Annotated in this window: 20 protein-coding genes; 5 read left to right on the plus strand and 15 right to left on the minus strand. The window is 66.2% G+C overall.

Annotation, left to right across the window (positions count from 1 at the left end; genetic code table 11):
• Position 1: 1 nt before the first annotated feature.
• The 3 genes from ligM (ACYVG2_RS12860) to folE all read left to right on the plus strand — a co-directional run bounded on the left by ligM (ACYVG2_RS12860) (position 2) and on the right by folE (position 2,716).
• The gene (gene ligM, locus ACYVG2_RS12860; RefSeq protein WP_448964770.1) at positions 2–1,408 is read left to right on the plus strand and encodes a vanillate/3-O-methylgallate O-demethylase; all 1,407 of its coding nucleotides are present in this window, start codon (positions 2–4) and stop codon (positions 1,406–1,408) included.
• 104 nt (positions 1,409–1,512) lie between these two features.
• Positions 1,513–2,121 carry a PadR family transcriptional regulator gene (locus tag ACYVG2_RS12865; RefSeq protein WP_460781353.1) on the plus strand — a complete coding sequence of 203 codons (609 nt, stop codon included), beginning with the start codon at positions 1,513–1,515 and terminating at the stop codon, positions 2,119–2,121.
• Complete coding sequence (gene folE / locus ACYVG2_RS12870; protein WP_460781354.1) at positions 2,108–2,716, plus strand: GTP cyclohydrolase I; 609 nt, start codon at positions 2,108–2,110, stop codon at positions 2,714–2,716. The genes ACYVG2_RS12865 and folE overlap by 14 nt, the downstream gene beginning before the upstream one ends.
• 13 nt (positions 2,717–2,729) lie before the next feature.
• Here folE and ACYVG2_RS12875 read toward each other — a convergent pair whose 3' ends face one another.
• The 6 genes from ACYVG2_RS12875 to ACYVG2_RS12900 form a co-directional block, all read right to left on the minus strand.
• The gene (locus ACYVG2_RS12875; RefSeq protein WP_460781355.1) at positions 2,730–3,905 is read right to left on the minus strand and encodes an acyl-CoA dehydrogenase family protein; all 1,176 of its coding nucleotides are present in this window, start codon (positions 3,903–3,905) and stop codon (positions 2,730–2,732) included.
• Positions 3,902–4,777 carry an amidohydrolase family protein gene (locus tag ACYVG2_RS12880; protein WP_460781356.1) on the minus strand — a complete coding sequence of 292 codons (876 nt, stop codon included), beginning with the start codon at positions 4,775–4,777 and terminating at the stop codon, positions 3,902–3,904. The genes ACYVG2_RS12875 and ACYVG2_RS12880 overlap by 4 nt, the downstream gene beginning before the upstream one ends.
• 21 nt (positions 4,778–4,798) lie before the next feature.
• The gene (locus ACYVG2_RS12885; RefSeq protein WP_460781357.1) at positions 4,799–6,391 is read right to left on the minus strand and encodes an AMP-binding protein; all 1,593 of its coding nucleotides are present in this window, start codon (positions 6,389–6,391) and stop codon (positions 4,799–4,801) included.
• Position 6,392: 1 nt separating this feature from the next.
• Positions 6,393–7,298, minus strand: a complete 906-nt coding sequence (locus ACYVG2_RS12890) for an SDR family oxidoreductase (RefSeq protein ID WP_460781358.1) — start codon at positions 7,296–7,298, stop codon at positions 6,393–6,395.
• Positions 7,295–7,759, minus strand: coding sequence for a MaoC family dehydratase (locus ACYVG2_RS12895; RefSeq protein ID WP_460781359.1), 465 nt, complete (start codon positions 7,757–7,759; stop codon positions 7,295–7,297). The genes ACYVG2_RS12890 and ACYVG2_RS12895 overlap by 4 nt, the downstream gene beginning before the upstream one ends.
• A gap of 167 nt (positions 7,760–7,926) precedes the next feature.
• Positions 7,927–9,279 (minus strand): aminomethyl transferase family protein, encoded by a 1,353-nt coding sequence (locus ACYVG2_RS12900; protein ID WP_460781360.1) that lies wholly within the window; start codon positions 9,277–9,279, stop codon positions 7,927–7,929.
• 140 nt (positions 9,280–9,419) lie between these two features.
• Between ACYVG2_RS12900 and ACYVG2_RS12905 the strand changes: the two genes are divergently transcribed.
• Positions 9,420–10,346, plus strand: a complete 927-nt coding sequence (locus ACYVG2_RS12905) for a LysR family transcriptional regulator (RefSeq protein WP_460781361.1) — start codon at positions 9,420–9,422, stop codon at positions 10,344–10,346.
• A 24-nt stretch (positions 10,347–10,370) separates the two neighbouring features.
• Here ACYVG2_RS12905 and ACYVG2_RS12910 read toward each other — a convergent pair whose 3' ends face one another.
• Together ACYVG2_RS12910 and ligM (ACYVG2_RS12915) are read right to left on the minus strand one after the other, a co-directional pair.
• The gene (locus ACYVG2_RS12910; RefSeq protein ID WP_460781362.1) at positions 10,371–11,258 is read right to left on the minus strand and encodes a bifunctional methylenetetrahydrofolate dehydrogenase/methenyltetrahydrofolate cyclohydrolase; all 888 of its coding nucleotides are present in this window, start codon (positions 11,256–11,258) and stop codon (positions 10,371–10,373) included.
• 94 nt (positions 11,259–11,352) lie between these two features.
• Complete coding sequence (ligM, locus tag ACYVG2_RS12915) at positions 11,353–12,756, minus strand: vanillate/3-O-methylgallate O-demethylase (protein ID WP_460781363.1); 1,404 nt, start codon at positions 12,754–12,756, stop codon at positions 11,353–11,355.
• 224 nt (positions 12,757–12,980) lie between these two features.
• Here ligM (ACYVG2_RS12915) and ACYVG2_RS12920 point away from each other — a divergent pair, with 224 nt between their 5' ends.
• Positions 12,981–13,928, plus strand: coding sequence for a VOC family protein (locus ACYVG2_RS12920; RefSeq protein ID WP_460781364.1), 948 nt, complete (start codon positions 12,981–12,983; stop codon positions 13,926–13,928).
• 32 nt (positions 13,929–13,960) lie between these two features.
• Here ACYVG2_RS12920 and ACYVG2_RS12925 read toward each other — a convergent pair whose 3' ends face one another.
• From ACYVG2_RS12925 to ligK, 7 genes are read right to left on the minus strand one after another with little or no spacing between them, the layout of a single operon-like run.
• Positions 13,961–14,698 carry an alpha/beta fold hydrolase gene (locus ACYVG2_RS12925; RefSeq protein WP_460781365.1) on the minus strand — a complete coding sequence of 246 codons (738 nt, stop codon included), beginning with the start codon at positions 14,696–14,698 and terminating at the stop codon, positions 13,961–13,963.
• A 52-nt stretch (positions 14,699–14,750) separates the two neighbouring features.
• Positions 14,751–15,449 carry a substrate-binding domain-containing protein gene (locus tag ACYVG2_RS12930; RefSeq protein WP_460781366.1) on the minus strand — a complete coding sequence of 233 codons (699 nt, stop codon included), beginning with the start codon at positions 15,447–15,449 and terminating at the stop codon, positions 14,751–14,753.
• A complete protein-coding gene (locus tag ACYVG2_RS12935) occupies positions 15,446–16,420 on the minus strand; it encodes an aldo/keto reductase (RefSeq protein WP_460781367.1) in 975 nt (324 codons plus the stop codon). The genes ACYVG2_RS12930 and ACYVG2_RS12935 overlap by 4 nt, the downstream gene beginning before the upstream one ends.
• Positions 16,417–17,370, minus strand: a complete 954-nt coding sequence (locus ACYVG2_RS12940; protein ID WP_460781368.1) for a Gfo/Idh/MocA family oxidoreductase — start codon at positions 17,368–17,370, stop codon at positions 16,417–16,419. The genes ACYVG2_RS12935 and ACYVG2_RS12940 overlap by 4 nt, the downstream gene beginning before the upstream one ends.
• A 33-nt stretch (positions 17,371–17,403) precedes the next feature.
• Entirely contained in the window at positions 17,404–18,810 is a 1,407-nt protein-coding gene (locus ACYVG2_RS12945) for a protocatechuate 4,5-dioxygenase subunit alpha/beta (RefSeq protein ID WP_460781369.1), read from the minus strand.
• 1 nt (position 18,811) lies between these two features.
• Complete coding sequence (locus tag ACYVG2_RS12950) at positions 18,812–19,747, minus strand: amidohydrolase family protein (RefSeq protein ID WP_460781370.1); 936 nt, start codon at positions 19,745–19,747, stop codon at positions 18,812–18,814.
• A gap of 2 nt (positions 19,748–19,749) precedes the next feature.
• Positions 19,750–20,442, minus strand: a complete 693-nt coding sequence (gene ligK / locus ACYVG2_RS12955) for a 4-carboxy-4-hydroxy-2-oxoadipate aldolase/oxaloacetate decarboxylase (protein WP_448964789.1) — start codon at positions 20,440–20,442, stop codon at positions 19,750–19,752.
• Positions 20,443–20,452: the final 10 nt, after the last annotated feature.

Here is a 20,452-nt window from a genome sequence, read left to right on the forward strand (position 1 = left end):
CATGGCTGACAACCTTCAGCAGATTCTCGACCAGACCAACCCGGTCGAGTTGCTTCGCAATTCCCAGATCGGCTCGTACATCTATCCGGTCGTCCCTGCGGACTTCCAGAACTGGATCAAGGAGCAGAAGGCATGGCGCGACACCGCGGTGCTGTACGACCAGTCGCACCACATGGACAACGTCTTCCTCAAGGGTTCAGACGCCATCAAGCTCATCTCGGACACGGCGATCAACTCGGTCGCGAACTTCGCGGTGAACAAGGCCAAGCAGTACGTGCCCACCACCGCTGCCGGACACGTGATCGGCGACGGCATCCTCTTCCGCGAGGCCGAGGACGAGTACGTGTACGTGGGTCGCGCGCCGGCCTCGAACTGGCTGCTGTACCACGGTGAGACCGGTGGATACTCGAACCTCGAGATCTCGGCCGACCGTCGTTCGCCCTCGCGCCCCTACGGCCACGCCGTCTCGCGCAACTACTATCGCTTCCAGATCCAGGGGCCCAACGCGTGGGCCGTCATCGAGAAGCTGAACGGCGGACCGCTGGAGAAGCTCGGCTTCTTCAACATGTCGACCATGAAGATCGCCGGCAAGGACGTTCGCACTCTCCGCCACGGCATGGCCGGAGCACCCGGCCTGGAGATCTGGGGTCCTTACGCTGACCACGACGCCATCCGCGACGCCATCGTCGAGGCCGGCGAAGAGTTCGGACTCCTGCCGGTCGGCTCACGCGCCTACCCTTCGAACACGCTGGAGTCGGGTTGGATCCCCTCCCCGCTCCCGGCGATCTACACCGGCGAGGCCGAGCGCGGATACCGCGAGTGGCTCGGCGCCGACAGCTATGAGGCCACCGGCACGTTGGCGGGGTCGTTCGTCTCCGACGACATCGAGGACTACTACCTGACCCCGTGGGAGCTCGGGTACGGCAACTTCATCAAGTTCGACCACGACTTCATCGGGCGCTCGGCGCTCGAGAAGATCGACCCGAGCACGCAGCGCCGCAAGGTCACGCTGGCATGGGATGCCGAAGACCTCGGCAAGGTGTGGACGTCGCTGCTGAACGTCGACGGGCCCAACTACAAGTTCTTCGACCTGCCGCTGGCGAACTACGGTTCCGCCAACTACGACTCGATCGTGGACGCCGACGGCAACAACGTCGGCCTGTCGATGTTCACCGGATACAGCGCCAACGAGCGCCGCGGGCTGTCCCTGGGCCTCGTCGACCACGACGTGCCGGAGGGCACCGAGCTGAAGGTCGTCTGGGGCGAGCCGGACGGCGGCACCACGAAGGCGTCCGTCGAACCGCACGAGCAGACAGAGGTCCGTGTCGTCGTGAGCCCCGTGCCATACTCGACCGTGGCACGTCAGACCTACCAGGGCGGCTGGCGCACCAACTACCAGACGGCCTGACCGATCCGGTGATGCGTGAGGGTGGTGCCGAGGTCGTCTCAGCACCACCCTCACGCGTTCCGGCGAGACGTTCTCCGTCGGCCCGATACGAACGAGGGAGATTCATGAGTCTTCGCTACGCACTTCTCGCGATACTGCGCGTCGGCCCCCTGTCCGGATACGACCTGCAGAAGCAGTTCTCACAGTCGGTGGGACATGTCTGGCACGCCCCCGATTCGCAGATCTACCCGGAGCTGCGCAAGATGGAGGCCGCTGGTCTCGTGGAAGGCGAGGATCAGGTCCGAGGCGCCCGCGGTACGCGCCGGGTGTACCACGTGACCGACGAAGGCGACAGGGCGTTCACGGAGTGGATGGGCTCTCCGCTGGACTACCAGCGCGTACGCGACCCCGCCCATCTTCGAGCGGCCTACCTCGAATCCACCTCCCCCGAATCCGCCCGCGAGTTCTTCCGGAGGCACATCCAGGTGTGGGAGGGCGAGCTGGCGCAGTTCGAGGGCGAGCTCACCCACATCCGAAACATGAGCAATCCGATGCTCGTCCGACGGCTCGAGAAGATGCCTGACGGAAACCGGGAAGCCACGATCGAGTACAAGCGACTCGCATACCAGGGGCTCGTCGACAGAGCACAGGTCGAGATCAAATGGGCACGGCGCGGCCTGGAGCTCGTCTCGCGCCTCGAGAAGGAGAAGGTGGACGACGATGTCCCTGATTGAGAAGAACACGCCGCTGCTCACACCGCAGATCGATCGCGAGCGGGCGGCGAGCGCCGTCCGCGAGCTCCTGGCAGCGGTGGGCGAGGACACCAGCCGGCGCGGCCTGCAGCGCACGCCGGAGCGTGTCGCCGACCTGTTCATCGCCATGCTCTCCGGAGTCGGAGTGGACCCCGCATCTGCGCTCGGGGCGCCAGTCCTCCTCGACGACGTCGACGCGATCGGAGACGTCGTCGGACTCACGGGAATCAGATTCTCCTCGCTCTGCGAGCACCATCTTCTCCCTTTCGAGGGGACCGTCGACATCTGGTACGCGCCCCGTGAGCACCTCGCCGGTCTGAGCCGCCTCGCTTCAGCCGTCGAAGTGGCCGCCCGCCGGCCGCAGCTGCAGGAAAGACTGGGCAGCGACCTCGCGAACGCCGTCATGGCAGTGCTTCGACCGCATGGCGTCTGCGTGCGCATCGAGGCCACACACGGCTGCGTCTCGCACATGGAGCCCCGCGCCTCGGAAGCGCGTGCCGTCACGATCGCGAAGATCGGTGTCGTGCCCGGTCTTCTGCTCGACACCGCAGAGGCGCGCGTCTCGACGGCGCCGTAGCCGGTTCAGGAGGTCAGCCGACGAACGAGCTGAGTCCTGTGATCGCTCGCCCGACGATGAGGGTGTTCATCTCTCTCGTGCCTTCGAAGGTGTAGACCGCCTCGGCATCGACGAAGAAACGAGCGACGTCGTACTCCAGCAGGATGCCGTTGCCCCCGAGCGTCTCGCGCGAGAGAGCGACGGACTCGCGCAGCCGATCTGAGACGACGATCTTCACGAGACTCGCCCCGACATCGTCAGCGGGCGCCTCGGCCATGCGAGACGCCAACGACAGCGTCTGCGCGATGTTCGCGACGATACGGACCAACTTCTCCTGAACCAATTGGAAGCCCGCGATGGGGCGGCCGAACTGCGTCCGCCGCGCGGCGTAGGCGAGGACGGCGTCGTACGCACCCAGCTGCATCCCCGCCGCAGTCCATGCGACGTCTGAACGCAACTCGCGCATCGCGCGGTTCACATCGCGAAAGCTCTCGATCCGCGGCAGCCGCCGCGTCTCGGAGACGTGCACGTCACGCAATGTGACCTCCGCGTTGTGCACGATCCTCGCCGCCGCCTTGTGCTCGATCACTCGGCATTCGACGCCCTCGGAATCCGCGGGCACCACGAAGGCGAGGATGCGGTCGCCGCCCCGCTCGCGCGCGATCACGACGATGTTGTCAGAGATCGTCGCATTGCCGATCCACCGCTTCTCTCCATCGAGAATCCAGCCGTCCCCCTGCCTGCGGGCGACTGTCTCCATCCCGCCGGCGATGTCCGATCCGTGATCCGGCTCGCTCAGAGCGAAGCATCCCGTGAAGGTGAAATCAAGGATCCCGCGATCCCATTCCGCGATCTGCTCCGGGGATCCGCCCGCGTGGATCAACGTCCGGAACATGTTCGCCTGTCCGCCGTACAGGATGGAGACGGCGAGGTCGAGACGACTGAGCTCCAGTGTGACGAAGCCGCGATAGAGCTCCCGAACAGCACCGGCCTCGGTGACGAGAGTGGGATCGTCGAGCAGTCTCAAGCGGGCGAGTCCGGCCCGGAAGTCCCCGAGGTTCGCCGCCGTCTCCCATCGCTCGGCGAGCACGGGGCGGATCTCGGTGTCGAGGAAGTCCCGAAGCCGCCGGATCTTGTCGACCTCCGCGGGGGTCAGCGCATTCGCGAACCCCAGGAGGTCGCCCGGATACAGGTCGGTCGCTTCGCTCATGATGTGAACGTATCCAACTCGAGAAGGCGCACGGCATTCTTCTTCAAGATCAGTTCGCGCACGTCCTCGGGGAGCTCGAGCCGCTCGAAGTCCGCCAGCCATCGGTCCGGCGTGATCGCGGGGAAGTCCGACCCGAACAGCACCTTCCTTTTCAAGAACGTTCTCGACGCCTTCACGAGTGCGGGGCTGAAGTACTTCGGAGACCACCCGGAGAGATCGATCCAGACGTTGGACTTGTGGGTGGCGATCGAGATCGCCTCGTCCTGCCACGGAACACTCGGGTGCGCCATGACGATCTGCAGTCCGGGGTGCCGCGCCGCGACGTCGTCCAGAAGAATCGGGTTCGACAATCCGAGCCGCAACCCGAGACCGCCAGGGGAACCGGCGCCGACACCGGTCTGGCCCGTGTGCACCACGATGGGGAGAAGGAGCTCCTCGATCGCGGCGAAGAGCGGAGTGAACTCCTCGCGCGAGGGGTCGAATCCCTGCACCGTCGGGTGGAACTTGAATCCGCGCACACCGAGATCCTGCGCCTGCCGATGCAGTTCCCCGATGGCAGCCTCACCTTGCAGCGGGTCGACGGAACCGAACGCGATGAGTGCATCCGGGTTGCGCTGCGCCCCGGCGACGATGTCGTCGATGCTGTTCGGGCGTCGCCCGGTGTTCGTCGTCGCGTCGACAGTGAAGACGACGGCCATCATCTTGCGCTCGCGATAGTAGGCAGCGGTCTCGTCGACGCTGAGCGCAGGATCCGATGTCCCGAAGTATCGGTCCATCCCCTCTCGCTGCTCGTCCGTCGCACCGAAATGCCCGTGACCGTCGACCTGGATGTGGACGTGGGTGTCGATCGCACGGACGGCGTCGAGATTCATTCGTGGCTCCATGTGCTCGTGCTAGCGCTCGAGGGCGATCTCTCGGCGCATTCGTGCGAGGTCGACCTTCCCCGTGGGGGTCCGGTCCATGCTCGCGCGGAACAGGATGTGTCTCGGGCGCTTGTATCCGGCGAGGATCGGATCGATGAAGCCGATCAGATCATCAGATGTGACCTCGCTCCGCGCCGTCCGTTCGACGACCGCCGTGACGATCTCACCGAACCGAGCGTCGGGCACCCCGACCACGACGACGTCAGCGACTTCCGGATGCGTCAGCAGCGCTTCCTCGACCTCCAACGGGTAGACCTTCTCCCCGCCTGTGTTGATCACCCCGCTGCCTCGACCGAGGAACTCGAAGTAGCCGTCTTCCTGAACGCGGACGAGATCCCCTGGCACCACGTGCCGGATTCCGTTGATCACCGGGAAGGTGGCAGCGGTCTTGTCAGGGTCGCCGTGGTAACCGATCGGCAGGGCACCTCGCTGCGCCAACACGCCGAGTGCACCGGGGCGGTCGTGGACCTCACGTTGCTCGTCGTCCAGCACGGTGGCCGTGGGCTGCAGGCGCGGACGGCCCGGCAGATCCTGCACGCCGGTCGTCGTGGTGACCGCGAACGCGCCGCCCTCGGAGGAGGCGAGCAGATCGATCACAGTGAGGGAGGTGATCGTGTGCAGACGCGCCTTCACTTCGGGGCTGAATCGCATTCCGGAACTGATCACCGAAGTGACGGTCGGCAGCCCCTGACCCAGCCTCTCGATCGACTCGACCAGCGGCACGGCCACCGCGTCGCCCGCCACGATGATCCTGGTCGCTGAGGCGTCGTTCGCGAAACGCACCGCTGCATCAGCATCCAGCTTCGGCGATGACGTCACCAGCACGGTCCCCCCGAGCGTGAACGTGTTCATGGATGTCGTCAGCGCGGTCCCGTGCATGAACGGCGCCAGCGGCAGGTTCACCGTCAACGGCGTGTCAGGGCTGGCGGCGATGCTCGCCGCTTCCGTCACCGTCTCGGGCCACGCGAGCCCCGCGAGCGTGTACGTCGAGAACATCTGGACCTCGAACATGTCCTGAGCGTCCCAGCGAACCGCCTTGGGTCTGCCGGTCGTACCGCCGGTGTAGATCCACAGCTCCGCATCGTCGGGGGCGTGGGCGGGGAGCTTCGCGTCCACGCCGATAGCCTCAGCCCAGGTGAGCCCTGGAGCGTCTGCGGACGACCCGTCGTCATCGACCTGTATCAGGGCGATGTCCCCCGTCGACTGTGCGACGGCGTCGGTCGCGACGTCGGTGAGCGAACTCGTGTAGACCAGCGCTTTGGCACCGGAGTCATCCAGCAGCGCCGCGACCTCGCCCGACCGGAATCGGAAGTTGAGCGGCACCGGGGTGATCCCGGCCCCGAGGCATGCGTAGAGCGCGACGAGGAACTCGGGACGGTTGTACAACAGCAGCGCGACTCGATCCCCTCTCGCCACCCCGCGCTGCGCCAGCGCACCGGCGAATGCGCCTGCCTCGCGCGTGAATCGCGCGTACGACCATTCCTCATCGGCGGTGCGGATCGCGACACGCTCAGGGAGCACCCGGGAGATCGCCTGCCACACATCGGAGTAGTGCGCGCGCATGTCAGGCCCCCTGCGGCCCGGAGCGTTGCGCGAGTCCGGCGAGATCGTCGCGCCATGCGCCGTCGATCTGCTCCGGCGACCATCCACCGTCGTGGTCCAGAGTCTTGAGCACCGCGGGGTGCGAGTAGAGCGTCAGGCGATCGCCGCCGACGCCGATCGCCTGGCCCGTGACGGCGGCGGATTCATCGGACGCCAGCCACACGATGAGCGAGGCCACGTCCTCCGCCGAGCCCAGGGCATGATCACGACGATACTCAGCAGGGATCTCACCGGTCTCCAGATAGTCCTCGTAGACCTTCGTGTACGCCGGGATCGTGGCGGTCATGGGCGAGAGCGCGGTCGGGATGACGGCGTTCGCAGTGATCCCCGCCCTGGCGAGTTCCAGCGACCAGGTGCGCGCCATCGCGACGAGGCCGGCCTTGGCTGCCGCATAGTTCGTCTGCCCGAAACTTCCGAACTGCCCTGCCGGCGAGCCGATGAGTATGATGCGACCGCCCTCCCCCTGCTCTCGCATGGCGATCGCAGCGGCGCGACCACAGGTGAACGATCCGCGCAGGTGCGTCTCCGTCACGAGATCGAAATCGTCGTCCCCCATCTTCCAGAGCACACGGTCCCGCAGCACACCGGCATTGGCGACGAGGATGTCGATGCGGCCGAACTCCTCCTGGGCAGCCGCCACGAGGGCCTCCGCCGTCGCGCTCGGACCCACCGGCGCAATGACGGACACGGCGCGGCCGCCGGCCTCGCGGATCGCCTCCACGGTCTGCCCAGCGCTCTCGGCATCGACATCGTTGACGACGACGGATGCCCCGACTGCGGCGAGCGCGATCGCGTAGGCGCGACCGAGGCTGCGCCCGGCGCCGGTGACGATCGCCGACCTGCCATCCAGGCGAATCGCGCCGCTCATCGGTAGTACCTCAGAACCAGTTCCGCCACGCACGCAGGCTTCTCACTGCCTTCGACGTCGAACACCACGCGAACGACGATCTGCGATCCGTCGGCGATCGGCTCGACCGCGAGGACCTCGCCGCGAACACGGATGCGCGAACCGACGGGAACAGGCGCGGGGAAGCGCACCTTGTTCATGCCGTAGTTCACCCCCATGCTGAATCCGGTCACCTCGAACACCTCGCGCATCAACGGAACGACGAGGCCGAGCGTGAGCATGCCGTGAGCGATCGTGCCGCCGAAGGGCGTGGCCGCAGCGAAGTCCGCGTCGAGATGAATCGGATTGTCATCGCCGGAGACACGCGCATAGAGGTCGACGTCGTCCTGAGTCACCTCGCGCCAATCGGAGGGACCGAACGACGCCCCCTCGACATGCGAGAGATCTTCGACCGGTGTGGACAGGGTCATGGCTGGCGTCATCGCATTGCATCCTTCTCGTCGAGCCGGCGGCTGTGCGCGCCGAGCATCATCGCTCCGATATCAGGTTACCTGAAACAGTCGGCGATGGCTACATGCGGTTGCGAAGCGAAACGGCCCTCACCCCGGTCGGGGCGAGGGCCGTTCACGATGCGTCCAGCGGATCCGGATCAGTTCGAGCGATAGCTCTCGCGAGCGAACCTCGAGTACGGGGCGGGTTCGACCGTCGCTCGGATCGACACCTGCCGGTGGCGTTCGACCGCCGGCTTGTCCGAGTTGGGCTCTTCACCCCATACGACGCTCACTTCCGTTCCCGGCGCCGCCACATCCTGATCCACGCTCGCCAGCGACGCGAAGACCTGCTCGTTGGTGATGTACCCGCAATCATGCGAGATCCCCACGGCACGGTCGCCGAGCAGTACGCGGTCCATCTGGTACTGCCCGTAGCGCGCCTTGGGGAAGTCGATGTACTTCGCCGGCACACCCTCCTCGAGCAGTGAACGCTGCGCTGCCGCGACATCCTCCGGGTTCCACACGAGCGTGACCTTGACCCGTTCGGGCGCGACGGCGATCTCCTCGAGCGCCTCGCGACCGATGAAGTCGTGGTCGAACGCCACACTGCGGCCATACCCCAGGTCGTACGGCGTCAGGTAATAGTCCTCGATATCGTCCGAATCGAAGCTTCCCGCCAGCGAACCCAGTCGCGCAGCAGGGAGCCAGGCGAGATAGTCGGAGGCCGCCCGCCCGGTGAAGATCGCCGGTATCGGCGATGGCACCCATGCCGATTCGAGGTTGGCTGAGGAGTACGCCTTCGAACCGACCAGAACGAGGCCGAACTCTTCGCCCGCCGCGATCAGCGCCTCACGAATCCGCTCCGCATCCACCCACGGTCCGAACAGTTCGAATCCGGGCTGGCCCGCCATGCCGTGCCGCAGCGACCTCACCTTCACACCGGCGATCTCGAAGTCGGCCATGCCGAAGAACCTGGTGGCCGGCACCGGCTCCCCGGTGACCTTCTCCATGAGCGCCATCGCATGAGGACCCTGCACCTCGTACCGGTAGAGCTTCGGATCCCCTTCCCGCGCCAAGGAGTTTCCGTCGCGCTCGAACGTGACGTCGTACCCGCTGGTCTCACCGTGGAACTGCAGCCAGTCGATGACCATGTGCCACCCGACCAGGTCGTAGACCCCCTCCTCGAGGTGGAAGAGGATCGCGTCGCCGATCAGGTAGCCCTCGTGACTGACGGCGATGAACTGCTTCGCCGAACCTGCGGGGAACGTGGCGAAGCTGTTCACCGCCACATCCGACAGCAGCTGCTGAGCATCCGGACCTGAGATGAACAGATCGGTCATGTGATGCGACTGATCCAGGAGGGCGACGGAGTCCCGCCACGCTCGCTGCTCGGATCGCCAGTTCGAGAACTCCGGCGTGACCGGGAACACCGTAGGTCGGGCGGGCGCATTCCGCAGCGCCGGCAGCACGCCACCCGCCTGTGCGATGACATCGGCAACTGTCTGTGACATGTGAACTCCCTCGTTACGTCCGGCCGAGTCTACTGAGGTCATGCTTCTTCCAATCATGATTGCCGATAAGATTCACTTATGATTGCGAGAGAGTTGCTTAGCCTCCGGGGTGCAGATTCCGACGGCTCGACGCACGGCCGATGATGGATCTGAATCTGGTCAAGGTCTTCGTCGCGATCTACGAAGCACGAAACCTCACGACCGCCGCCCGCAGGCTGTTCGTCACCCAACCTGCGGTGAGCCAGTCCTTGACACGGCTGCGCCGCGAACTGGATGACCCCCTGTTCCGTCGCAATGGTCGATCGATGGATTCCACCCCTCTGGCCGACTCGGTCTACCCCGGTTTTCGCCAGGCGATGGCGGGGATCGATCGAACGCTGGATGCTGTGCATCGATTCGATCCGAGTGACTCCACGAGACTCTTCCGCATCGCTCTGTCCGAGCTCGGGGAGATCGGCTGGTTCCCCGCGATCCTTTCCGCCGTGCGCGCAGCGGCGCCTCGCATCCGCCTCGCCGTCACTGCACTCCAGCCGGCGGAACTGCCGTCGTGGCTGGCCCGCGGGTCGGTGGACCTGGCGATCAGTACGGCGTCGATCCCCGGCTTCGAGCGCACACTCCTGAAGTCGCAGTCGTACGGCGTCGCGATGTCGCGCAGCAGCACTCTGCCGGACGAGCTGAGCGTGCGCGAGTATTCGGATGCGGATCACGTCGTCGTCTCGAGCGACTCAGGGCGAGACCTGCTCGAGGCAGCTCAGCGACGCGCCGGCGCGAGCTTCGAGGCGTCGGTGACCATCGACCACTGGGCGACATTGCCGCCGTTGCTGTCGGCACAACCCGGCCTGATCGCCACGGTGCCGGACAGCATCGCCGACGGCTGGGCGCAGACGTGGCCGATCCGCGTCGGAGCTCTTCCGTTCGCGATGCCCCCGGTCGAGGTGCACCTCTACCGCCGCGCGACGACTGTGCACACTGCCGCACTCGATTGGCTGTCCACGACGGTCGCCGACGCCGTGCGCGGTTCGTCCGGCCGCTTCTTCGCGATTCACGGCGACGCGCACCGGCCCTGAGTCGCCGGGACCGGCATCGACTTCTCAGCGGATGCCGCGCTCCGCCGTCTCCACGACGTTGGCGACCAGCATCGCGCGCGTCATCGGCCCCACCCCGCCCGGGTTCGGCGAGATCCAGCCGGCCGCATCGGCCACGGCGGGGTCGATGTCCCCCGCGAGCCGCGCCTTCCCCGAGTCCGTCGTTCCCACTCGCGTCACGCCGACGTCGAGGATCGCGGCGCCGGGCTTGATCCAGTCCGCCTTCACGAGGTGCGGCACACCGACAGCGGCGACGACGATGTCCGCGCGCCGGACCTCTGCGGCGAGATCGGCTGTGCGGGAGTGCGTCAGTGTGACGGTCGCGTCGGTGCCCTTGCGCGTGAGCAGAAGGCCGAGAGGGCGGCCCACGGTGATCCCTCTTCCGACGACAGTGACGTGCGCGCCCCGGATCGGCACCTCATAGCGCGTGAGAAGCTCGACGATTCCTGCGGGTGTGCACGGCAGAGGCGCCTCCACCGCAGTGCGAGGGTCGACTCCCAGAACCAGACGTCCGAGGTTCGTCGGGTGCAGACCGTCGGCATCTTTCGCAGGATCGATCAGTTCGATGATGCGGTTCTCGTCGATCCCCTCGGGCAAGGGCAGCTGAACGATGAAACCGGTGACCTGCGGATCGGCGTTCAACTCCCGGACGGCCGCCTCGATCTCTTCCTGGGTCGCCTCTGCAGGCAGCTCGATCCTGATCGATGCGACGCCGACCTCCGCGCAGTCACGATGCTTGCCCGTCACGTACGAGCGGGACCCCGCATCATCTCCGACGAGCAGGGTTCCCAGCCCCGGAACGATCCCGTGCGCTGCGAGACGGTTGACCCGTTCGGCCAGCTCGCTCTTGATGACGGCGGCCGTGGCCGCACCGTCCAGTATCTGCGCCGTCATGAAGGTCCCGTCATTCGAGGGTGGGTACGGACGATGCTGTTCCGGCCCGCCCATGACAGCGGGCCGGAACAGCGTTGACGCTCGGAGCTCCGGGTCAGAGCTTGCCGGTGGTGCGCCACCCGCCCTGGTACTCGCTGCGCGCTGTCTCGGCGTAGGGCACCGGGCTGACGATGGCTCGGACAGAGATCTGCTCGTGAGGCTCGACGGTCGTCTTCCCTGAACCGCCGTCCGGCTCGCCCCAGACGACGCGCACCTCGGCGCCGACCGGGACATCACGATCGACCGTAGCGAGCGAGAGTCCGCGCCGCTCGTTCGCGGTGACACCCGTGAACAGCGAGAGGCCCACGTTGTTGCCGTCGGCATCGATCACGGAGTCGTAGTTCGACGAGCCGTAGTTGGCGTTGGGCAGGTCGAAGAACTGGTAGCCGGGGCCACTGCGGTCGATCACCGAGGTGAGGATCTTCGCGAGGTCCTCGTCGTTCCAGGCGAGCGTGACCTTCTGCCGCTGCTGTTCGGGCTCGAGGGCCTCCAGTGCTTCGCGTCCGATGAAGTCGTGGTCGAACTTGACGAACGACCCGTAGCCGAGTTCCCAGGGGTTCAAGTAGTAGTCATCGATACTGTCCGAGACGAACGACCCGGCAAGAGCGTTGATGGCCTCGTAGCTGTTGCTCGGCAGCCACTCGCGGTATGCGCGCTCGCCTTCGCTGGAGTAGATCGCCGGAAGCGGCGAAGGGATCCAGCCCGACTCGAGAGTGTTCGACGAGTAGGCGCGCGAGCCGCAGGGCTCGATGCCGAACTCGGCTCCGGCCTGGAGGATCGCGTCCCGGATCCTGCCGTGGTGCTCGTACGGGCCCCAGAGCTCCAGACCGGGCGCGCCGGCCATGCCGTGGCGCAGCGTGCGCACCTCGACGCCGTCGATCACCATGCCGCCCATGTGGAAGAACTTGACCTTTTCGAGGGTGCCACCGTTGAGCTTCTCGATGATCGCCCACGCGCTGGGGCCCTGGATCTGGAATCGGAAGTACTCGCGCCCGACTGCAGCACCGTACGGACGCGACGGTGAGCGGTCGTCGTAGCGGAACTCGACGTCGTACCCGCCGGTCTCGGCGTGGAACTGCAACCAGTTCGCCCCCGGCGCGCGTCCGACGTACACGTAGTCGTTCTCGGCTTCGTGGAACAGGATCCCGTCACCGATCACACCTCCGTTGGACGCCGTCGGAACGAACTGCTTGGCCGTGTTGAGCGGAAAGTTGGCGAAGCTGTTGATGCCCGTGCGGCTGAGCAGCTTCAATGCGTCCGGACCCGACAGGAAGAAGTTGACCATGTGGTGGGACTGGTCGTAGAGCACAGCGGTCTCGCGCCAGGCCTTCTGCTCGCGACGCCAGTTGCTGAACTCTGCGGGAACGACGGGGTAGATGTACGTGCCCAGCTGCGAATCGCGCAGCATGTCGACGACATTCCCCTTCGAATCGATGAGCTGCTGAAGGTTCGTGGTCATGGGGTATCTCGACTTCCTTGTCTCGTGAGTAAGCGCGAGGTCACGCTAGCGAAGATTTTTACCTATGTCCAGACCCTACGTATATAGTGAAGCTTGATGCAGCCGTCATGAGTCGTCGGCAGAGTCGGCCGCGCGCACCAAGACAGAGGAGTCAGTGTGAACCCGAGCCGCACGTCGGGCGTTTCCTCGAACCCAGCGCAATCTCCCCCAGAAAAGGAAGTGCAATGACTCATCACTCATCGTTCGATGTCGCCCATCTCGCCAACGTCGAACTCCTCACGCCCACGCCCGCAGAGAGCCGGTGGTTCTTCGAGGAGCTCTTGGCGATGCGTGTCGTCGCCGAGCACGGAGACTCGGTCTACCTGCGCACGTGGGACGACTACGAGGTGTACACGATCAAGCTCACCACCTCGGATGCCGCCGGCGTCGGCCGCACGTCGTATCGCGCATCCTCGCAGGAGGCGCTCGAGCGACGGGTCGCCGCGATCGAAGCGACCGGGCTCGGAAAAGGATGGGTCGACGGCGAGGTCGGCACCGGCCGCACTTTCACTTTCACCGACCCGGATGGCCACGACATGGGCATCTACTACGACACCGAACGCTACGTCGCCACCGACGACAAGCCGGCGCTCAAGAACCAGGCATCACGATTCCCCGGACGCGGTGTCAACGCACGCCGCCTCGACCACATCAACTTCCTCGCGAAGGACGTCGAGGCCAACGGGGAGTTCATCGCGACGGCTCTGGCCGGCCGGGAGAGCGAGCGGATCCGTCAGGACGACGGCAAGTTCGCGGCGTGGTGGTTCCATTTCGCGCAGAAGTCGTACGACGTCGTCTACTCCGACGACTGGACCAAGCACGGCAACCGGCTGCACCACATCGCGTTCGCCCCTGACACCCGTGAAGACATCCTGAAGGCCGCCGACATCTTCCTCGAGAACGGCATCCACATCGAGTCCGGTCCGCACAAGCACGCGATCAACCAGACGTTCTTCCTCTATGTCTGGGAGCCAGGCGGCAACCGGATCGAGTTCGCTCAGGCCGGGGCTCGGCTTCTGCTCGACCCCGATCAGCCCGTCGTCGAATGGTCGCAGGAGGAGCGGAAGAAGGGTCAGGCCTGGGGCATGAAGACGATCGAGTCGTTCCACACGCACGGGACGCCGGTCAACTGAGGCACGGCGAGCCACTCATCGGGGTCGGGTGCTCAACGGCCGTCGACGAAAGACAGGATGTGCTTCACGAGCGCGTCCGGCTCCGTGACCATCGGGAAGTGACCGGTGGCGATCTCCGCAATGCTCCAGCCCGGTGTCTCGCGTGCACGCTTGCGCATCGGCTCGATGTTGGGATACCCCGGGTCATTGCAATCGATGAACTGTCGGGGGACGGATCGCAGAAGTGCCTCGTCGTAGATCAGCGGCTCACGGTACATCCCGAAGGGATGCGGCACATGGCGACGTCGCAGCCAATCCGCATCCTCGACGCTCAATCTGAAGCCGTCGGACGGGTCGGGTGCCGGTAGAGCGTTTCCGTGCTCGGCCGCGATCGCGAGGCGTGCAGCTGCGACCTCTGGGGTGTGACCTGCCCCCCATCCCTCCCCGGAGTACGGTGCCATCGCGTCGACGTAGATGAGAGCGCTCACCCGTCCGGGCGCAGCTGCCTGCAGCGCCGCGGCGGCACCGGTGATCACCATGCCACCATAGCTGTGCCCCACGAGCACGACGTTCTCCAGCTCTTCCGCTTCGACCAACCCGACCACGTCGTCGATGTGAGTCTGAAGCGAGATATCCGGACGTCGAAGATGCGCACGATCACCGTCGCCAGTCAGCGTTGCGGCATGGACCTCGTGCCCAGCCTGCCGAAGGGGATCGAGCACGCGCCGCCACACCCACGCACCGCCCCAGGCACCGTGCACGAGAACCAGGGTTGACGGTGAATCGGACATGATGCGCGCTCTCTACGAATCGATCAGTTGATGGGGTGTGAAATGACGAGGCTCAGGCGACGCCGAAGGCGTGAGCCGTCTTGATCGTCGTCGCAGCCGGAGATGCGAGGAACGCCAAGACCTCGGCGGCGGATGCCGGCTCATCAGATGCCGTGGCCACGGCCCCCGCGAAGACCGTGTCGATCGCACAGTCAGGCGGCATGACACCGAGGATGCGTACTCCCGCCTGCCCGACCAGTTCGCTGAGCTGCTGGAAGCCGAGGTCGACATCGCCGCCCGCGAGCGACTTCGCGACTGGGACGCCGGGCTTCGCCTGCACGAACCGATCCCCCAGCTCGACGGTCAGGCCCCAGTCGTCGATCATCTTCACCAGTGCGGTGCCGCTGGGCCCGGTCGAGTACCCGATGCGTGTGGCGGCGCGCAGCGCCTCGCGCAGTCCGTCTGCATCGGCGAACGCCGCGCCGGAGGGCCGTGCGGCAGGCTCGGACGAATCGGATGCCACGGCCACCGCCACCTGAGAGAGCACGATGGGAATCACCGTCGCGGCATCCACATGTCCCTCTTCAGCCAGCTTCCGCAGGGCCCCCGAAGCGAGGAACACCAGATCGAACGGCTCCCCCGCGGCCACCCGCTGCGCAGCATCCACCCCGCCGACCGACTCGATCTCGACCGGTGCGAGCCCGGCGGAAACCGCAGCGGCGGCGAGGTCGGCCAGCACGTGCCTGGTCGCCATCGACGAGATCGCCTTCACGCGGCATCCTCGAACTTTTCCGTATCGACGTCAGCGGCCGGTCCGGGCGCGTAGCGCGCCCCGGCCACGGTCGTCGTGTCGATCAGCTCGCCGGCGCGCGCCAGCAGCGCGGCGTCGACGCTCAGCGACCCGGCAGCGGAGTCTTCACGCCAATGCTCGATGCTCGTCGTGCCCGGGATCGGCACGACGTGCTCGCCTCGCGAAAGCAGCCAGGCGAGCGCGAGCTGCGCCGGCGTGCATCCGGCCTCCGCGGCGAGCGCACGCCAGGCCGGCAGCAGCGCGGCGTTGGCCGGCCAGTTCTCCGGGAGGAAGCGGGGCATCGCCCGGCGGATGTCCCTCTCCACGAAATCGGCGGGGTCGGCGACGCCGTCGCTGAGGAACCCACGCGCCACGGGTGAGAAAGCCACGAGGGCGACACCCGACTCACGCGTCGCCTCCAGCATCCCGAGCTCCGGATTGCGACTCCACAGCGAGTACTCGTTCTGCACGGCCGCGATCGGGGCGACGCCCTGCGCTTCGCGCAGCCGTTCCACCGACACCTCGGAAAGGCCGACAGCGCCGATCTTGCCCGCTTCGACAAGCGCGGCGAGCGCGGCGACGCTCTCGCCGATCGGCACCGTCTTGTCCCACCGGTGCAGGTAGTACAGGTCGATATGGTCGACACCGAGTCGGCCGAGCGAGGCATCCACCTGCCTGCGCAACGTCGACGGTCGTCCATCGATCCTGCGCACGCCGTCGACGATCGCCAGGCCGCCCTTGCTCGCGAGCACGATCTCGTCGCGTCGCCCGGCGATAGCGCGGCCGACGAGCTCCTCATTGCGGCCGCCCCCGTACAGGGTCGCTGTGTCCAGCATCTGCACGCCCTCGTCGAGGGCCGTGCGCAGCAGCGCGAGGCCGTCCTCGTCCGACGGCGGCACACCGTACGCGTGGCTGAGCGACATGCAGCCGAGTCCGATGCGGGGAAGCTTCACGCGAGCTGCTCCTCCAACTGGCCGAGCACCCGGTAGCAGTCGATCACCTGACGAAGCGAAGAGTTGGGCTCGCGCCCCTCGCGGATCGCGGCGATGAACTCACGGTCCTGCAGCTCTATACCGTTCATGCTGACCGCGACATGCGACACATCGATCTGCTCTTCCTGGCCGTTGAAGAGGTCGTCATAACGGGCGATGTACGTGTCGGTGTCGCCGATGTAGCGGAAGAACGTGCCGAACGGACCGTCGTTGTTGAACGACAGCGACAGCGTGCAGATCGCCCCGGATTCGCTCTTCAGCTGGATCGACATGTCCATCGCGATGCCGAGTTCGGGGTGGATCGGTCCCTGGATCGCGTTCGCCTGCACGATCTTGCCCGCCTGGTAGGCGAACAGATCGACCGTGTGCGCGGCGTGATGCCACAGCAGGTGATCGGTCCACGAACGCGCCTCGCCCTTGGCGTTCGTGTTGCTGCGACGGAAGAAGTACGTCTGCACATCCATCTGCTGCACGTTGAATTCGCCCGCGGCGATCCGGTCGTGCACGAGCTGGTGCGACGGGTTGAAGCGGCGCGTGTGTCCGACCATGGCCACACGGTCGGACTCTTCCGCCACGGCGAGCGTCGCCTCAGCATCCGCCAGCGAATCCGCCAGCGGGATCTCGACCTGCACGTGCTTGCCTGCGGCGAGCACTGCCTGCGTCTGCTCGGCGTGCAGGCCCGTCGGGGTCGCGAGGATGACGGCATCCACGTCCTCCCGTTCGAGCACGGCGTCGAGCCCGACGACAGCGTTCGCGACGCCGTACTGCTCGGCGACAGCGTCAGCCTTCTCCTGCGAGGTGGCGCTGACGACCGTGACCTCGGCGTCCTCGATGTTCTTCAAGCCGTCGAGGTGCTTCATTCCGAAGGCACCACTGGCGCCGACGACGGCGACGCGGATCTTTTCGGTCATTCGCTCTCCCTTTCGCGGTTCGATATCAGGATGTCAGGCGCTCGCCACGGCTGCGGTCTCCGCAGGCTCCGGGGCGTTCGCCTGATCCGCGGACTCCGCCTCGCCCGCCACCTCGTCGGCGACGTCGGTACGCCCCGCCGGGTTGCTGATGACGAGGTGGCCGACGGCGGTGTTGGATGCCGGAACGTGGTAGAACCGGTGGTCGACGTCGAGGGCCTCGCCGCCGAACTGGTCATCCATCGCACCGCGTGCGATCAGCCAGTCGACGAGTTCGATGCCTTCGGAGCCCGCCTCATCGACGTACTCCATGTGCGACCATTCGGTCAGGCCCAGCGGGTCTTGGATGAGGTGATCGAGGAACGCGTTGTCCCACTCCTCGTTGATCAGCCCCGCGCGGGGGCCCTGCAGCTGGTGGCTCATACCGCCGGTGCCCCAGATCTGCACGTTGAGCTCCTCGCCGTCCCACTTGTCGATCGCGCGGCGCAGGGCCTTGCCCAGCTCATAGCAGCGGCGTCCGGAGGGGACCGGGTACTGCACGACGTTCACGGCGAGCGGGATGACGCGCGTCGGCCACTGCTCGTCCGGGCCGAGCTCGCCGTAGACCAGCGACAGTGGAACCGTGAGCCCATGGTCGACCACCATCTCGTTGACGAGTGTGAGGTCGAAGTCATCCTGAATGATCGACTGCGCGAGGTGCGCGGCGAACTCGGGGTAACCCTTCACATCTGGCACCGGGCGCGGACCGTAGCCCTCGTCGGCGACCGGGTACTCCGCGCCCGTGCCGAGCACGAAGGTCGGGATGATGGAGGCGTCGAAGGCTGTCGCGTGGTCGTTGTAGACGAGGATGACGACGTCAGGAGTGTTCTCCTTGGCCCACTTGCGGGTCCACTGGTATCCGTCGAAGACCTTCTTCCAGTACGGCTCCTCGGTCTTGCCGAGATCCATCGCGGCGCCGATGGCGGGTACGTGCGAGGTGAACACCGCCGAGGTGAACTTCGCGGGGGCATCGGGCCGCATCGTGGTGGCCTTCTCGCCGGGCTCGGGAGGCGTCCAGCCGTCGAGATCCTTGAGACGGTTGCCCTCCGGACGACGGCCGCCGCTGACCATCATGTCGCGATAGGCTGCCTCGCTCATCCCGGTCATCGATCCGGCCATCTGCTGGAAGCTCATCCCATGCGTGGCGCCGATCTTCGCCAGGAAGTAGATGTTGCCGCCCTCTTCGATCATGGTGTTCATGTCCATGTCGAGCACGGCCTGGCGCTGCCGCGCATTGAGGGGCCACTCGTCCAGGTACGCTGCCTGATCCGCGAGGAAGCGCACGCGGTTCTCGGGCTTCATCATCGACATCGCGAACTGATTCAGATGGAAGCCCTTCCGGGCCTGCTCCGCATCGTAGATGGTGGTACCGGGAATGCTCTTGTACGGCTTGTCGAGTGCCATGTCATGCTCCTTCTTGCCAGTAGAGGCGACGCGGGTTGTCTACGAGCAGCTTCTGCTGCAGGTCGGGGGTCGTCGCGATCTGAGGGATGTAGTCGACCAGCAGCCCGTCGTCGGGCATGTGGTCTTTCAGGTTGGGGTGGGGCCAGTCGGTTCCCCACAGCACGCGGTCGGGGAATTCCTCGACCACGCGACGGGCGAACGGTACGACGTCGGTGTACGCATGCTGCTCGCCGTCCAGAGCTCGTGGCCCCGTCGCGCTCAGGCGCTCGGGGCACGAGACCTTGGTCCACACGTTCGGGTTCTCACGCATGAACCGCAGGAACAGCTCGAAGTCCGGGCCGTTCGGGTCCTTGGTCACGTCGGGCCGGCCCATGTGGTCGACGACGACGTCAGTAGGGATGCGGGAGAAGAAGTCGAAGAGCTCGGGAAGGTCCTCGGCCTCGAAGTAGATGACGACATGCCATCCGAGGGGGGCGATCTTTGCGACGATCTCCTCGAGAGAGTCGGTCGGCACGCGGTCGACGAGGCGCTTGACGAAGTTGAAGCGCACGCCGCGCACACCGGCCTCGTGCAGCTCGGCGAGCTGATCGTCGGTGATGTCGCGGCGCACTGTGGCGACGCCTCGAGCGCGGCCTTCGCTACGGTTGAGGGCATCGACCAGGGCGCTGTTGTCGGCGCCGTGGCAGGTCGCCTGCACGATCACGTTGCGGTCGAAGCCGAGGTGGTCGCGCAGGGCGAAGAGCTGCTCCGCAGATGCGTCGCAGGGGGTGTACTTGCGCTCCGGGGCGTAGGGGAACTGCTCGCCAGGGCCGAAGACGTGACAGTGCGCGTCGACTGCGCCTTCCGGCAGCGTGAACGTCGGCTTCGTCGGGCCGTCATACCAATCCAGCCAGCCTTCGCTCTTGGTGAAGTCGCCCGTGGTTTCGCCGTGTGCCATCGTCACTCCTCCACGTATTCCAGGCCGGCCGCAGCCAGTGGCTCGCGCATGCCGTAGAGGTCGAGCCCGAGCACGCCCTCCCGGAACTTCTGACGCTTGGACTCTTCGTTGTCCTCGCGCTTCTGGCTGGCATCCGCCACTGCGCCGACCAGCTCCCGCGGTACGACGACGACGCCGTCGACATCGGCGACGACCACGTCTCCGGGGTTGACGAGCGCGTTCGCTGCGACGACGGGGACGTTCACGGAACCGAGCGTGGCTTTGACAGTGCCCTTGGAGTTGATGGCGCGGGAGAAGACGGGGAAGCCCATCTTCTCGAGGTCGGCGACATCGCGGACCCCGCCGTCGATCACGAGGCCCTTGCAACCACGAGCGGTGAGCGAGGTGGCCAGCAGCTCTCCGAAGAAGCCGTCTTCGCTCTCGGTGGTGCAGCCTGCGACGATGACGTCCCCCTCCTGCACCTGCTCGGCGGCCACGTGGAACATCCAGTTGTCACCGGGCTGCAGCAGCACTGTGACGGCCGGGCCGCACAGCTTCGCACCGTTGTACGCCGGGCGGATGTAGGGGCGCATCAAACCGACGCGACCCATGGCCTCGTGGATCGTGGCGACGCCGAACTGCGCGAGCCGGGCCACGTCGTCGGGGTCTGGACGCTCGATGTTCGTGCGGACGATGCCGAGGTCGTTCAGTCGCATTGGTGTTCCT

Source organism: Microbacterium shaanxiense (assembly GCF_054779995.1).

Excerpts from the sequence above, each read along its gene's own strand:
- ligM (WP_448964770.1), top strand. The coding sequence starts at position 2 with ATGGCTGACAACCTTCAGCAGATTCTCGACCAGACCAACCCGGTCGAG.
- ACYVG2_RS12865 (WP_460781353.1), top strand. The coding sequence starts at position 1,513 with ATGAGTCTTCGCTACGCACTTCTCGCGATACTGCGCGTCGGCCCCCTG.
- folE (WP_460781354.1), top strand. The coding sequence starts at position 2,108 with ATGTCCCTGATTGAGAAGAACACGCCGCTGCTCACACCGCAGATCGAT.
- ACYVG2_RS12875 (WP_460781355.1), bottom strand. The coding sequence starts at position 3,905 with ATGAGCGAAGCGACCGACCTGTATCCGGGCGACCTCCTGGGGTTCGCG.
- ACYVG2_RS12880 (WP_460781356.1), bottom strand. The coding sequence starts at position 4,777 with ATGAATCTCGACGCCGTCCGTGCGATCGACACCCACGTCCACATCCAG.
- ACYVG2_RS12885 (WP_460781357.1), bottom strand. The coding sequence starts at position 6,391 with ATGCGCGCGCACTACTCCGATGTGTGGCAGGCGATCTCCCGGGTGCTC.
- ACYVG2_RS12890 (WP_460781358.1), bottom strand. The coding sequence starts at position 7,298 with ATGAGCGGCGCGATTCGCCTGGATGGCAGGTCGGCGATCGTCACCGGC.
- ACYVG2_RS12895 (WP_460781359.1), bottom strand. The coding sequence starts at position 7,759 with ATGACGCCAGCCATGACCCTGTCCACACCGGTCGAAGATCTCTCGCAT.
- ACYVG2_RS12900 (WP_460781360.1), bottom strand. The coding sequence starts at position 9,279 with ATGTCACAGACAGTTGCCGATGTCATCGCACAGGCGGGTGGCGTGCTG.
- ACYVG2_RS12905 (WP_460781361.1), top strand. The coding sequence starts at position 9,420 with ATGATGGATCTGAATCTGGTCAAGGTCTTCGTCGCGATCTACGAAGCA.
- ACYVG2_RS12910 (WP_460781362.1), bottom strand. The coding sequence starts at position 11,258 with ATGACGGCGCAGATACTGGACGGTGCGGCCACGGCCGCCGTCATCAAG.
- ligM (WP_460781363.1), bottom strand. The coding sequence starts at position 12,756 with ATGACCACGAACCTTCAGCAGCTCATCGATTCGAAGGGGAATGTCGTC.
- ACYVG2_RS12920 (WP_460781364.1), top strand. The coding sequence starts at position 12,981 with ATGACTCATCACTCATCGTTCGATGTCGCCCATCTCGCCAACGTCGAA.
- ACYVG2_RS12925 (WP_460781365.1), bottom strand. The coding sequence starts at position 14,698 with ATGTCCGATTCACCGTCAACCCTGGTTCTCGTGCACGGTGCCTGGGGC.
- ACYVG2_RS12940 (WP_460781368.1), bottom strand. The coding sequence starts at position 17,370 with ATGACCGAAAAGATCCGCGTCGCCGTCGTCGGCGCCAGTGGTGCCTTC.
- ACYVG2_RS12945 (WP_460781369.1), bottom strand. The coding sequence starts at position 18,810 with ATGGCACTCGACAAGCCGTACAAGAGCATTCCCGGTACCACCATCTAC.
- ACYVG2_RS12950 (WP_460781370.1), bottom strand. The coding sequence starts at position 19,747 with ATGGCACACGGCGAAACCACGGGCGACTTCACCAAGAGCGAAGGCTGG.
- ligK (WP_448964789.1), bottom strand. The coding sequence starts at position 20,442 with ATGCGACTGAACGACCTCGGCATCGTCCGCACGAACATCGAGCGTCCA.